Source organism: Paracoccus sigandri (genome assembly GCF_003709565.1).
GTDB lineage: Bacteria > Pseudomonadota > Alphaproteobacteria > Rhodobacterales > Rhodobacteraceae > Paracoccus > Paracoccus siganidrum.
Map to the genome: position 1 here is coordinate 210,414 of NZ_QNRC01000004.1, position 13,937 is coordinate 224,350.

At 68.1% G+C, this 13,937-nt stretch carries 10 protein-coding genes; 7 read left to right on the top strand and 3 right to left on the bottom strand.

What is annotated here, in order from left to right:
• Window positions 1-36: 36 nt before the first annotated feature.
• Window positions 37-1,005 carry an NADPH:quinone oxidoreductase family protein gene (locus C9E82_RS05215; protein WP_119899683.1) on the bottom strand — a complete coding sequence of 323 codons (969 nt, stop codon included), beginning with the start codon at window positions 1,003-1,005 and terminating at the stop codon, window positions 37-39.
• Between the two features lie 179 nt (window positions 1,006-1,184).
• Here C9E82_RS05215 and C9E82_RS05220 point away from each other — a divergent pair, with 179 nt between their 5' ends.
• From C9E82_RS05220 to C9E82_RS05240, 5 genes are all read left to right on the top strand, one after another.
• On the top strand, window positions 1,185-1,544 hold the full coding sequence (locus C9E82_RS05220) for a helix-turn-helix domain-containing protein (protein ID WP_119899685.1): 360 nt from the start codon (window positions 1,185-1,187) through the stop codon (window positions 1,542-1,544).
• Window positions 1,545-1,750: 206 nt separating this feature from the next.
• On the top strand, window positions 1,751-2,536 hold the full coding sequence (gene hisN / locus C9E82_RS05225) for a histidinol-phosphatase (RefSeq protein WP_119899687.1): 786 nt from the start codon (window positions 1,751-1,753) through the stop codon (window positions 2,534-2,536).
• 46 nt (window positions 2,537-2,582) lie between these two features.
• Window positions 2,583-3,995 (top strand): magnesium transporter, encoded by a 1,413-nt coding sequence (gene mgtE / locus C9E82_RS05230; RefSeq protein ID WP_119899690.1) that lies wholly within the window; start codon window positions 2,583-2,585, stop codon window positions 3,993-3,995.
• On the top strand, window positions 3,992-4,558 hold the full coding sequence (locus C9E82_RS05235; protein ID WP_119899692.1) for a 5-formyltetrahydrofolate cyclo-ligase: 567 nt from the start codon (window positions 3,992-3,994) through the stop codon (window positions 4,556-4,558). Before mgtE ends, C9E82_RS05235 begins: the two co-directional genes overlap by 4 nt.
• 463 nt (window positions 4,559-5,021) lie before the next feature.
• Window positions 5,022-8,666 carry a vitamin B12-dependent ribonucleotide reductase gene (locus C9E82_RS05240; RefSeq protein WP_119899694.1) on the top strand — a complete coding sequence of 1,215 codons (3,645 nt, stop codon included), beginning with the start codon at window positions 5,022-5,024 and terminating at the stop codon, window positions 8,664-8,666.
• Window positions 8,667-8,885: 219 nt separating this feature from the next.
• Here C9E82_RS05240 and C9E82_RS05245 read toward each other — a convergent pair whose 3' ends face one another.
• Window positions 8,886-11,033: a malate synthase G gene (locus C9E82_RS05245; RefSeq protein WP_119899696.1), complete on the bottom strand. Its 2,148-nt coding sequence runs from the start codon at window positions 11,031-11,033 to the stop codon at window positions 8,886-8,888.
• A gap of 94 nt (window positions 11,034-11,127) precedes the next feature.
• Between C9E82_RS05245 and C9E82_RS05250 the strand changes: the two genes are divergently transcribed.
• Window positions 11,128-11,904, top strand: a complete 777-nt coding sequence (locus C9E82_RS05250) for an IclR family transcriptional regulator (protein ID WP_119899698.1) — start codon at window positions 11,128-11,130, stop codon at window positions 11,902-11,904.
• A 124-nt stretch (window positions 11,905-12,028) separates the two neighbouring features.
• Window positions 12,029-12,520 carry a single-stranded DNA-binding protein gene (ssb, locus tag C9E82_RS05255; protein ID WP_119899700.1) on the top strand — a complete coding sequence of 164 codons (492 nt, stop codon included), beginning with the start codon at window positions 12,029-12,031 and terminating at the stop codon, window positions 12,518-12,520.
• A gap of 251 nt (window positions 12,521-12,771) precedes the next feature.
• On the opposite strand, the gene C9E82_RS05260 is transcribed toward ssb, so the two are convergent.
• Entirely contained in the window at window positions 12,772-13,899 is a 1,128-nt protein-coding gene (locus C9E82_RS05260; protein ID WP_119899703.1) for an aminotransferase class V-fold PLP-dependent enzyme, read from the bottom strand.
• Window positions 13,900-13,937: the final 38 nt, after the last annotated feature.

Here is a 13,937-nt window from a genome sequence, read left to right on the forward strand (position 1 = left end):
CGCAGACGCGTCAAAATCGCGCAGATTACACGTATTTTATATGGTGATGACGACCTTGCCGACCGAACGGCGCTCGCGCAGCAGGGCGTAGCCCTCGGCCAGGCGGTCCAGCGGCAGGGAATGGCCCGCGACGGGATGCAGGCTGCCTGCCTCGAACATGGCGAAAAGGCGGCGCAGGCTGCCGCGCAGCGCGTCGGGATCCAGCTGCTGATAGGCGCCCCAGTAGAGGCCGTGGATGGCAATGTTCTTGACCAGCGCGTGGTTCAGCGGCAGCGCGGGCGGGCGCCCGCCGGCGAAGCCGATGACCAGGAAGCGGCCGCCGGGGCGCAAGGCGCCGAACGCGGCCTCGCCCGCGCTGTCGCCGACCGGGTCATAGACCACGTCGACGCCCCCCCGTTCGCGCAGCGCCGCCTTGAGGTCGGGGCAGGCGGCGCTGTCGATCGCCTCCTCGGCGCCGGCGGCGCGGACCACCTCCAGCCGCTCGGGGCCGCGGGCCACGGCGATGACGCGGGCGCCCATCGCGCGGCCGATCTCGACCGCGGTCAGGCCGACGCCCCCGGCGGCGCCCAGCACCGCCAGCACCTCGCCGGGGCGCAGCCGGGCCCGGTCGTCCAGCGCCAGGTGGCTGGTGCCATAGGCGATCTGGAAGCCCGCCGCCTGCTCAAGGCTCATGGCGTCGGGGATCGGCAGGCAGGCCAGGGGCGGGACCGCGACCAGCTCGGCCATGGTGCCGGGCCACAGCACCGCGACGCGCTGGCCGGGCGCCAGCCCGCTGCCCTCGGGCGCGGAGACCACCTCGCCCGAGCCCTCCAGTCCGGGCACGAAGGGAAAGGCCGCCTTCTCCTGGTACTGCCCCTTCGCCTTCAGCAGATCCGCGAAGTTCAGCGCCGCCGCGCGCATCCGCACCAGGACCTGGTCGGGGCCCGGCCGGGGGCTGGCCGCCGTTGCCGGCCGAGGGTCCCGGCCCTGCGACTCGACCAGGGCGATTCGGATCTGTTGGGTCATCCTGTCCTCCACAAAGAATAAGACAATAAGTTCACTGGCTTGTTTCCGCTCATCAAAATTGCAGGCTACGCAAATCCGGACCTGTCTTTTTGGTCAGAAAGTGGTTTGTTAACCATGTTGACACTCGAAAATTGAGCCGGTCTGCGCTACTGCCGCTCTAGATTGAACGAGGTTGGGCCATGAAGCACGGTGTTGATGTACATGTTGGTAAGCGTATCCGCCATCGGCGGTGGATGATCGGAATGACCCAGCAACAATTGGCCGAGAAGGTCGGGATCAAGTTTCAGCAGATCCAGAAGTACGAAACCGGGATGAACCGGGTGTCGGCTTCCCGTCTGTGGGATATTGCCCGCGCGGTCGATGTTCCGGTCAGCTTCTTCTTCGAAGGGTTGCACGAGGGCGACACGGTCGAGGAAGTGGAAGGCGATATCCTCGCCGACAAGGAGGCGCTGCAGCTGGTGCGCGCCTATTATGCGATGCCGGTCGCGCAGCGCCGCCAGATCTTCGAACTGGCCCGCGTCCTGTCCGACGCCGCCTGAGGGCGCGCCGCCGCGCCGATCCTGCCGGGAGGGGATCTTCTGTCCCGGTCTGTCCCTTTTCGCGCCGTCTGCCCCGGCTGGCATGAAGCAGTCTGGCACCGGATCGTGTCAACGTCATGACAATGCCCGCCATCCCGATCCCTCGGGCTGGCATGGGCTTGCGGAACAGGCTAGACCAAGCCCCGGAACAGGCGACGGGGGCAGGCATGAAGGATGCGGCGCAGATCATCGAGACGGCGCATGAGATGGCCGATGCCGCGCGGCAGGCGATCCTGCCGCTGTTTCGCAGCGCCGATCTGGCCACCGACAACAAGCGCCCGGCGGATTTCGACCCGGTGACCCAGGCCGACCGCGCCGCTGAGGCCGCGATGCGCGCCGTTCTGGCGCGCCGCCGCCCCGACGACGCGATCCTGGGCGAGGAATATGGCGCGCAAGAGGGCAGCTCCGGCCTGACCTGGGTGCTGGACCCGATCGACGGCACCCGCGCCTTCCTGTGCGGCGCGCCCAGCTGGGGCGTGCTGATCGGGCTGAGCGACGGCGATAAGGTGATCTACGGGCTGATCGACCAGCCCTATACGCGCGAGCGTTTCGAAGGCGGGCTGGGCCGGGCACGGCTTCTGGGACCGGATGGCGACCATCCGCTGCGGGTGCGGGCGCGGGGCGATCTGTCCGCGGCCATCCTCTCCTCGACCTATCCCGAGATCGGCTCCGAGGCCGAGAACCGCGCCTTCACGCATGTCACGCAACAGGTGAGGATGACGCGCTATGGCCTTGATTGCTATGCCTATGCGCTGCTTGCGCTTGGCCATGTCGACCTGGTGATCGAGGCCGGGCTGCAGCCCTATGACATCGCCGGCCCCCTGGCTGTGGTCGAGGCCGCGGGCGGGATCGTGACCGACTGGCAGGGCGGATCGGCGGCCGGCGGCGGGCAGGTGATCGCGGCCGCCAGCCCGGAACTGCACCGGGCGGCACTGGCGTTGTTGAACGGTTGAGCGCCGACGGATATTCCAGCCCACCACCCAGCTTCAGGAGGCGGCCATGACCGAGCAGGACAGCCAGGACGGCAAGGATCAGGTCGCCGGCAAGCAGGGCGACCGCGACGAGGACGAATTCCTGCCCCGGCGCGAATTGCTGGACCAGATCGACGCGGCCATCGAGGCCGGCGACGCGCAGCGGCTGAACGAGCTCTTGGAGCCGATGCACGCCGCCGACATCGCCGACATCATCGAGCGGCTGACCCCGGCGGAACGGCGCGGCTTCCTGCAGCTCTATTCCGGCGAGATCGACGGCGAGATCCTGTCCGAGATCGACGAATCGATCCGCGAGGAGGTGCTGGAGCAGCTGCCGCGCGAGGTGCTGGCCGAAGCCGTCCGCGAGATGGACAGCGACGACGTCGTCGACCTGATCGAGGACCTGGACGAGCCCGAGCGCGAGGAGATCCTTGCCGCGCTGGACGATTCCGACCGCGTCGCGGTCCAGCAGTCGCTGGCCTATCCCGAATATTCGGCCGGCCGCCTGATGCAGTCCGAGGTGGTGACCGCCCCCGAGCACTGGACCGTGGGCGAGGCCATCGATTTCCTGCGCTCGGAGGAATGGCTGCCCGAGCAGTTCTATCACATCATCCTGGTGGATCCGCGCCGCCACCCGATCGGCTATGTCACGCTTGGCCGGCTGCTGGCCGCGCGCCGCGACGTGCTGCTGCGCGACCTGACCGAGGACAGTTTCCGCACCATCAGCGCCTTCGCCGAGGAAGGCGACGTCGCCTATGCCTTCAACCAGTATCACCTGATCTCGGCGCCGGTGGTCGATGCCGACGACCGGCTGGTCGGGGTGATCACCATCGACGACGCGATGGCGGTCCTGGACGAGGAACACGAGGAGGACATCCTGCGCCTTGCCGGCGTAGGCGACGAATCCAGCCTGTCGGACACCGTGCCGCAGACCGTCCGCCAGCGGGTGCCCTGGCTGGCCACGAACATCCTGACGGCGCTGGCCGCGGCCTCGGTCATCGCGATCTTCGAGGACGAGATCGCCAAGCTGGTGGCGCTGGCGGTGCTGATGCCGATCGTGGCGTCCATGGGCGGCAATGCGGGCACGCAGACGCTGACCGTGGTGGTGCGCGGCCTGGCGACGCGCGACCTGACCTCGTCCAACACCATGCGGGTGATCCGGCGCGAGACCATCGTCGGCCTGCTGAACGGCGCGATCTTCGGGCTGATCATGGGGATCGTGACCTGGCTGTGGTTCGGCGATCCGGGCCTGTCGATGGTGATCGGCATGGCGATGATCATCAACCTCTTCGTCGCGGCCTTTGCCGGCATCCTGGTGCCGCTGGCGCTGAACCGGCTGGGGGCGGATCCGGCGCTGGCCTCGGGCACCTTCGTGACCATGGTGACGGATGTGGTCGGCTTCTTCGCCTTCCTCGGCCTGGCCGCGCTGGTGCTGTTGTGAGCGGGGCCGAGCGCGCCGCGCTGAAGGCCGCGCTGCGCGCCCAGGCGCTGGCGGCACGCGGGCAGGGCGGCGACCAGGCGGCGCTGGACGCCCGGCTGCGCGCGGCGCTGGCCCCCTTTTCGGGGCAGGTGCTGGCGGGCTATTGGCCGATGCGGGACGAGCCCGACCCGCGCCCGGCGATGGCGCTGCATGACGGCCCGCTGTGTCTGCCGGTCGTGCCCGGCAAGGCGGTGCCGCTGGTCTTTCGCCGCTGGGAGGGCGGGGTGCTGGAGCCGGGGCCCTTCGGCACCTCGCATCCCCCCGCCAGCGCGGGAGAGATCGTCCCCCAGGTGCTGATCGTGCCGCTGGCCGGGTTCGACCGGGCGGGCAACCGGATCGGCTATGGCGGCGGCTATTACGACCGGACGCTGGAGCGGCTGCGCGCCGCCGGTCCGGTCCTTGCCCTGGGCCTGGGTTTCGCCGCCCAGGAGATCGGACCGATTCCCGCCGAACCCTTCGACCAGGTGCTGGACCTGATCGTCACCGACCGCGAAATCATCCGCCCGCAGCCGGTGGACATGTGATTTTTTGCCACGGTGGGCGGGCTGGCGGGCGCTGTGTGTAACAGCGGGATGAATCGGGGATAAGCCTGTGGAAAACGTCTGAACGGGCGGTCGGAACCCCGCCGGATCATTGAAAAATCAAAGCCCGTTAATGGTTTATTAAGAATTCGAGTCGCTGCACCTGCATCATCGCGGGGAACGGCGAAAACCCGGCTTGTCAACGGGTTTTCGCAACCGGCAGGTGTAAAAAATCTGTTGAAAGCTGGTCAAACTCGGTTCAGTTTGTGTCGAGTGGCGAAGGTGGCACAAGATGTAGTGGTCGGCTCTCGGTCATCATCAAGCCGCCAGACCAGGACCAGAAAGACTGACGATCGGACCGGAAAGGCCCTGCCGCCCGCTTGGGCTGGTGGCTGGCCCCCTGCGGCCGGATGTCGGGCGCGGGTCGCGGAACGGAATGCAGGCACAAGACCGCATGAGGGGCAGAATGAAGATCGAACGGCGCTTCACCAGCGAAACCACCGGGGCCTATGGCGAGATCGCCTTCACCCGGACCACCAGCGAGATCCGCAACCCCGATGGCACGGTCGTCTTCCATAACGACCGGGTCGAGGTGCCGCAGGGCTGGAGCCAGGTCGCAAGCGACGTCATCGCGCAGAAATATTTCCGCAAGGCCGGGGTGCCCGCGCGGCTGAAGCGGGTGCGCGAGAAGGGCGTGCCGGAATTCCTGTGGCGCTCGGTCGCGGACGAGCAGGCGCTGGCGGACCTGCCCGAGGAGAGCCGTTTCGGCGGCGAGACCAGCGCGCGGCAGGTCTTCGACCGCATGGCCGGGGCCTGGGCCTATTGGGGTTGGAAAGGCGGGTATTTTTCCAACGAAGAAGATGCCCGCGCCTATTACGACGAGATGCGCTTCATGCTGGCGCGGCAGATGGGGGCGCCGAATTCGCCGCAATGGTTCAATACCGGGCTGCATTGGGCCTATGGCATCGACGGGCCGTCGCAGGGGCATTTCTATGTCGATTACAGGACCGGCAAGCTGGTCCGCTCGGACAGCGCCTATGAGCATCCCCAGCCCCATGCCTGCTTCATCCAGTCGGTCAGCGACGACCTGGTGAACGAGGGCGGCATCATGGATCTGTGGATCCGCGAGGCGCGGCTGTTCAAGTATGGCTCGGGCACGGGCACCAACTTTTCCTCGCTGCGGGGAGAGGGCGAGAAACTGTCTGGCGGCGGAAAATCTTCGGGGCTGATGGGGTTCCTGAAGATCGGCGACCGCGCAGCCGGCGCGATCAAGTCGGGCGGCACGACCCGGCGCGCGGCAAAGATGGTGATCTGCGACATGGATCACCCCGATATCGAGCAGTTCATCAACTGGAAGGTCATCGAGGAGCAGAAGGTCGCGAGCCTGGTCGCCGGCTCGAAGATGCACGAGCGTGAGCTGAACGGCATCTTCGCGGCCATTCGCGGCTGGGACGGCGATATCGCCGATGCCACCGATCCGGGGGCCAATGCCGCGCTGAAATCCGCGATCCGTTCGGCCAAGCGGGTGATGATCCCCGAGACCTATATCAACCGGGTTCTGCAATATGCCCGGCAGGGGTTTGATTCGATTGAGTTTCCGACCTATGATACCGATTGGGACTCGGAGGCCTATGTCAGCGTTTCGGGGCAGAATTCCAACAACTCGGTCCGGGTGACGGATGCCTTCCTGCGGGCCGTGCGCGAGGATGCCCCGTGGGAGCTGTTGCGCCGCACCGACGGCAAGGTCGCCCGGACCGTTTCGGCGCGCGAGCTGTGGGAGCAGATCGGCCATGCCGCCTGGGCCTGCGCCGATCCGGGCATCCAGTTCCACGACACCGTCAATGCCTGGCACACCTGCCCCGAGGACGGGCCGATCCGCGGCAGCAATCCCTGCAGCGAATACATGTTCCTGGACGACACGGCCTGCAACCTGGCCTCGATGAACCTGCTGACCTTCTGGCGCGGCGGGCAGTTCGACATCGATGCCTATGTCCATGCCACGCGGCTGTGGACGGTGACGCTGGAGATCAGCGTGCTGATGGCGCAGTTCCCCAGCCGCGAGATCGCGCAGCGCAGCCATGATTTCCGCACGCTGGGGCTGGGATATGCCAATATCGGCGGGCTGCTGATGACCATGGGGCTGGGCTATGACAGCGACCGGGGCCGGGCGCTGTGCGGGGCGCTGAGCGCGGTCATGACCGGCGTGGCCTATGCGACCTCGGCCGAGATGGCGGGCGAGCTGGGCGCCTTCCCCGGCTATGCCAGGAACGCCGCGCATATGCTGCGGGTGATCCGCAACCACCGCGCGGCGGCCCATGGCGGCGGCTACGAGGGCGTCAACGTGGCGCCGGTGGCGCTGGACGCGGCCAATTGCCCCGACCGTCGGCTGGTCGCCATGGCGCGCGAGGCCTGGGACGAGGCGCTGCGGCTGGGCGAGGTCCATGGCTTCCGCAACGCGCAGGCCACGGTGATCGCGCCGACCGGCACGATCGGTCTGGTCATGGATTGCGACACGACCGGGATCGAGCCCGATTTCGCGCTGGTCAAGTTCAAGAAGCTGGCGGGCGGCGGCTATTTCAAGATCATCAACCGCTCGGTTCCCGCCGCGCTGGAGGCGCTTGGCTATGGCAGCGCGCAGATCGAGGAGATCGTCGCCCATGCCGTCGGCCATGGCAGCCTGGGGAATGCGCCCGGCATCAACCACACCGCGCTGGCCGGCCACGGGTTCGGCGCGCGCGAGATCGAGAAGATCGAGGCCGCGCTGGCCACGGCCTTCGACATCCGCTTCGTCTTCAACCAGTGGACCCTGGGCGAGGATTTCTGCAAGGGCACGCTCGGCATCCCGGAAGGCAAGCTGAACGATCCCGGCTTCGACCTGCTGCGCCACCTGGGCTTCAGCAAGGCGCAGATCGACGCGGCCAATGACCATGTCTGCGGCACCATGACGCTGGAGGGTGCGCCGCATCTGAAGGCGGAGCATTACCCGGTCTTCGACTGCGCCAATCCCTGCGGCAAGAAGGGCACGCGCTATCTGTCGGTGGACAGCCATATCCGCATGATGGCGGCGGCGCAGAGCTTCATCTCGGGCGCGATCAGCAAGACGATCAACATGCCCAACGACGCCACCATCGCCGATGCGCTGGCCGCCTATGAGCTGAGCTGGTCGCTGGGGATCAAGGCCAATGCGCTTTACCGCGACGGCTCGAAGCTGTCGCAGCCGCTGGCCTCGGCGCTGGTCGAGGACGACGAGGAGGCCGAGGAGATCCTGGCCAGCGGCAACCCGCAGGAAAAGGCCGCCGTTATCGCCGAGAAGATCGTCGAGCGGATCATCGTCAAGGAAGCCGTGCGCAGCCATCGCGAAAAGCTGCCGCAGCGCCGCAAGGGCTATACCCAGAAGGCGGTGATCGGCGGGCACAAGGTCTATCTGCGCACCGGCGAATATGACGATGGCTCGCTTGGCGAGATCTTCATCGACATGCACAAGGAAGGCGCGGGCTTCCGGGCGATGATGAACAATTTCGCCATCGCGGTCTCGGTCGGGCTGCAATATGGCGTGCCGCTGGAGGAGTTCGTCGACGCCTTCACCTTCACCCGCTTCGAGCCCGCCGGCATGGTGCAGGGCAATGACAGCATCAAGAACGCCACCTCGATCCTGGACTATGTGTTCCGCGAACTGGCCGTCAGCTATCTGGACCGCACCGACCTGGCGCATGTGAAGCCCGAGGGCGCGCGTTTCGACGACCTGGGCGGCGGCGAGGGCGAGAGCGCGGCCGAGGGCCGCAACATCGCCCCGGTCAGCGAACAGTCCGAGCTGAAATCGCTGACCATGCTGAAGCAGATCAGCAGCGCCGGCTATCTGCGCAAGCGGCTGCCGCAAGAGCTGATGGTGCTGCAGGGCGGCGTCGCGACGGCGGCCGTGGCCGCGGGCATGGCGGAAAGCGCCGGGATCTGGCAGGCGGCCTCGGTCACCACGCAGATCGACGCCCGCGCGAAGGCGCGGATGCAGGGATACGAGGGCGATCCCTGCGGCGAATGCGGCAATTACACGCTGGTGCGCAACGGCACCTGCATGAAGTGCAACACCTGCGGGGCAACATCGGGCTGCAGCTGACCCCGCCCAAGGCATAAACCGACCATCGCCCGGTCAACGGGCGGCGGAAACCTGTCAGAGCAGGACTGCGCGCAGACGCAAACCTGGGCCCGCTTGCCAGATGATGGCAGCGGGCCCTCTTTCTGTCGAAAGCGGATCAAGGTGTCTGTACAGGGCACTGAAATGACCGGAATTTCCCTCGGTTGGCGTGGGCGCCCCATGCGGGACGCCCGGCCGTCCTCAGGCCAGCTTCGCCACCCGCCGCCAGGCGTGCAGCAGCGGCTCGGTATAGCCCGAGGGCTGCTCGGCGCCCTTCAGGATCAGGTCGCGCGCGGCGTTGAAGGCCGGGCCGTCGAAGCCCGGCGCCATCGGGCGATAGGCCGGGTCGCCGGCGTTCTGGGCGTCCACCGCCACCGCCATGCGGCGCAGGCTGTCCTGGACCTGCGCCTCGGTGATGATCCCGTGCATCAGCCAGTTGGCCAGGAACTGGGCCGAGATGCGCAGCGTCGCGCGATCTTCCATCAGCGCCACGTCGTCGATGTCGGGCACCTTGGAACAGCCGACGCCCTGGTCGACCCAGCGCACCACATAGCCCAGGATCGACTGGCAGTTCAGGTCGATCTCGCGCGCGATCTGCGCCTCGGACAGGTTGCGGCCACCCAGCAGCGGCGGGGTCATCAGCGCGTCCAGGCTGGCGCGGGCGCGGCCCTTCAGGTCCGCCTGGCGCGCCGCCACGTCGACCTGGTGGTAATGGGTCGCATGCAGCGTCGCGGCCGTGGGCGAGGGCACCCAGGCGGTCGTCGCGCCGGCGCGGGGATGGGCGATCTTGGCCTGAAGCATCTCGGCCATCGCGTCGGGCTTGGCCCACATGCCCTTGCCGATCTGGCCCTTGCCGTCCAGCCCGGTGGCCAGGCCCGCATCGACATTGCCGTCCTCATAGGCGGCAAGCCAGGCGGCGTCCTTCATCTCGGCCTTGGGCAGCACCGGACCGGCCTGCATGACGGTGTGGATCTCGTCCCCGGTGCGGTCCAGGAAGCCGGTATTGATGAAGACGATCCGGTCCTTCAGCCCGCGGATCGATTCGCGCAGATTGGCCGACGTCCGGCGCTCCTCGTCCATCAGGCCCAACTTCACCGTGCCCCTGGCCAGCCCCAGGATCTGTTCCACGCGGGCATAGGTGCGATCGGCGAAGGCGGTTTCCTCGGGGCCGTGCATCTTCGGCTTGACCACATAGATCGACCCGGCGCGCGAGTTGCGCGGCCCCTCGGTCCTTTGCAGGTCGTGCATGGCGCCGGCGACGGTGACCATCGCGTCCAGCAGCCCCTCCGGGACTTCCTGCCCGTCCAGCAGCACCGCGTCGGTGGTCATCAGATGGCCGACATTGCGCACCAGCAGCACCGCGCGCCCCGGCAGGGTCAGGGCCGAGCCGTCGGGGGCGATGAAGTCCCGGTCCGGGTTCAGGCGCCGCACCATCTGCCTGCCGCCCTTCTCGAAGCTCTCGGACAGGTCGCCCTTCATCAGGCCCAGCCAGTTGGCATAGGCCAGCACCTTGTCCTGGGCATCGACGGCGGCGACCGAATCCTCGCAGTCCTGGATCGCGGTCAGCGCCGATTCCAGCACCACGTCGCGCAGGCCCGAGGCGCTGGCGGCGCCGACCGGATGGCCGGGGTCGAAGACCAGCTCGATATGCAGCCCGTGATGGCGCAGCAGGATCGAGCGCTGCGCGCCCTCGCCCGCATGGCCGGCGAATTGCGCCGGATCGGCCAGGCCGCAATCCTTGCCGCCGATGGTCGCGACGGCGCGGCCGTCCTCGACGCGCCAGGCGGTCACGTCCGCATAGGAGCCGCCCTGCAGCGGAACCGCCTGATCGAGGAAGGCGGCCGCCTTCGCCACCGCCTGCGCGCCGCGTTTCGGGTCATAGCCCTTGCCCTCGGGCTGGCCGGGCAGGGCGTCAGTGCCATAGAGCGCGTCATAGAGCGAGCCCCAGCGCGCATTGGCCGCGTTCAGCGCGAAGCGCGCATTCATCACCGGCACCACCAGCTGCGGCCCCGCCACGGCCGAGATCTCGGGGTCGGAAGCGCCGGTCCCGACCGTGAAATCGGGACCTTCGGGCAGCAGATAGCCGATCTGGCGCAGGAAATCCTGCCAGGCGGCATTGTCCCAGTCCTGCCCGCGCCGCGCGGCAAGCCAGGCGTCGATCTGGTCCTGCAATTCCTGGCGCCGGGCCAGCAGCCGGCGGTTCTCGGGCGCAAGATCGCGCAGCATGGCCTCGAAGCCGGCCCAGAACGCCTCGGCGCCGATCGGCAGGCCCGGCAGCAGGCGATTCTCGACAAAATCCGCCAGCACGGGGGCGACCGCCAGGCCGGCGCGTTGGATGTGATCCGTCATGACTGTTCTCCTTTTGCGGCCAGATAGTCCTGCCGGCGGGCCTATGCCACCACCGTCTGGAAGTTTTCCGCGATGCGGAATACAATGGTATGCAATGGAGAGAACTTCAACCGTTCAGGCCGTCGATCGGGCGCTTCACCTGCTGGAAGCGATGTCCCTGCGCAGCGAAGGCGCCAGGCTGTCCGAGCTTGCGCGCGAGGTCGGTCTGGCGCCCTCGACCACGCATCGGCTGCTGACCACGCTGGAGCAGCGCGGCTTCGCGCAATTCGATCCCGCCCAGTCGCAATGGCATATCGGGCGGCGCGCCTTCACCGTGGGCATGGCCTTCTCGCATTGGCAGAACCTTGTCGCGGCGGCGATGCCCTTCCTGCGCAGCCTGCGCGACACCACGCGCGAGACCGCCAACCTGGGCGTGCTGGAGGAAGGCGAGGTCATCACCGTGGCCCAGATCGAAAGCCGCGAGATCATCCGCGCCATCGCCCCGCCTGGCGGGCGGGCGCCGGTGATGAATTCCGGCATGGGCAAGGCGATCGTCGCGACCTGGCCCGACACGGCGATCGAGGAACTGGTCGCCCGCCACGGGCTGCGGCCGATGACGCGGCGCAGCCTGGGCTCGATGGCGGCGGTCCGGGCCGAGATCGCGCGGATCCGCCGGCAGGGCTTTGCCGTGGATGACGAGGAATTCACCAGCGGGATGCGCTGCGTCGCCGCCGTGATCTGGTCGCCCGCCGGCGAGGCGATCGGGGCGATCTCGGTTTCCGCGCTGGCGGGGCGGCTGCCGCCGGGCGCGGTCGCAGCGACCGGGGCGCAGGTCCGCGCCGTGGCGCAGCGGCTGACCTCGGCCCTTGGCGGGCGCGAGCCGGTCGCGTGATGGATCCGTCGCCGCGGCATTTGTATCACGCGCGGCCAGATGCTAGATCGGGCGCAACGAATGCCGGCGGCGGCCGCCTGTCCGGCGGTCCGGGCGTCGATATGTCAAGATGGAGCAAGCAGGCATGAGCGGTAGCGTGAACAAGGTCATTCTGATCGGCAATCTGGGGCGCGACCCCGAGATCCGCACCTTCCAGAATGGCGGCAAGGTGGCGAATCTGCGCATCGCCACGTCGGAGCAGTGGAAGGACCGCAATACCGGCGAGCGGCGCGAGAAGACCGAATGGCACTCGGTCGCGGTGATGTCCGAGGGGCTGGTGAACGTGATCGAGCGGTTTCTGAAGAAGGGCTCGAAGGTCTATGTCGAGGGCCAGCTGGAAACCCGCAAGTGGCAGGACCAGTCGGGCCAGGACCGCTATACGACCGAGGTGGTGCTGCGCGGTTTCAACGGTACGCTGCAGATGCTTGACGGCCGCGGCGAAGGCGGCGGCGGTGGTCGCGACAGCGGCGGCGGATATGGCGGCGGCTATGACGATTCGCGCGGCGGTCCGTCGGGCGGCTCGGCACCTGCCTCCGGGGGCGGGCGCAGTGATTACGACGACGAGATCCCGTTCTGAGGACGGCCCGAGCCGCGCCCGAGGCCCGGCCTTCACCGCTGGAACAGGGGGCGAAACGCGCCTCGGCCGGGTCGATCCGCAGCGGCCGGTGAAGGCATCGGCGCGTCGGCGCGCCGGGCTCCATGTCGAGGTCGGGGCGGACGCGATCTTTTCCAAGGCGCTGACCAGAGTGGAGAGGTTCCGCGAGATGCGCGTCGCCCTGCCGGAAGGCAGGCTGACGGATGCGGGCGGGCAGGGCCGCCCGCGCCCTCTCACAACAGCTTGTCGATGGCGGTCTTCAGCCGGCCGATGGTGCCCTCCACGTCCTTCAGCTTGTCCAGCCCGAACAGCCCGATGCGGAAGGTCGAGAAATCGGCGCCCTCGTTGACGGCCAGCGGCACGCCCGCGGCGATCTGCAGCCCCTCGGCGGCGAATTTCCGGCCCGAGCGGATCTCGGGATCCGAGGTATAGGAGACCACCACCCCCGGCGCGCCGAACCCTTCGGCGGCGACCGGGCGGATGCCCTTTTCGGCCAGCAGCGCCCGCACCCCGTCGCCAAGGCGCCATTGCGCCTCGCGCGCGGCCTGGAAGCCCATCTGCCGGGTCTCCTCCATCGCGTCGCGCAGGCCCCTCAGCGCGTCGGTCGGCATGGTGGCGTGATAGGCGTGGCCGCCATCCTCGTAGGCGGCCATGATCGCGCGCCACTTCTTCAGGTCCAGCGCGAAGCTGTCGCTTTCGGTTTCCTGAAGCCGCGCGGCGGCGCGCTCCGACAGCATCACCAGCCCGGCCGAGGGCGAAGCCGACCAGCCCTTCTGCGGCGCCGAGATCAGCACGTCGACGCCAAGCGCGCGCATGTCCACCCAGACCGCGCCCGAGGCGATGCAGTCCAGCACCATCAGCGCGCCGACCTCATGCGCGGCGCCGGACAGCGCCGTGATATAGTCGTCGGGCAGGATCAGCCCGGCGGCGGTTTCCACATGCGGCGCGAAGACCAGGTCGGGGCGTTGGTCGCGGATGGTGGCGACCACCTCGTCGATGGGCGGCGGGGCAAAGGCGGGCTGCGGCTCGTTGCCGAAGGGCCGCGCCATCGCGACCGTGGTTTCCGACGGCAGGCCGCCGGTTTCCAGGATCTGGCTCCAGCGATAGCTGAACCAGCCGTTGCGGACGATCAGCGCGTGGCGGCCGCGCGCGAATTGCCGCGCCACGGCCTCCATCGCGTAAGAGCCGCCGCCCGGCACGATGGCGACCTGATCGGCGCCGTAGACCTCGCGCAGGGTGGCCGAGAGGTCGCGCATCACCTGCTGGAACGCCTGCGACATGTGGTTCAGCGAACGGTCGGTGAAGACGACCGAGAATTCCTGCAATCCGTCTGGATCGATCTCGGGGCGCAATCCGGGCATGTGGTCTCCTGCAAATCGGCGGCTCGGAATGCAGGCTA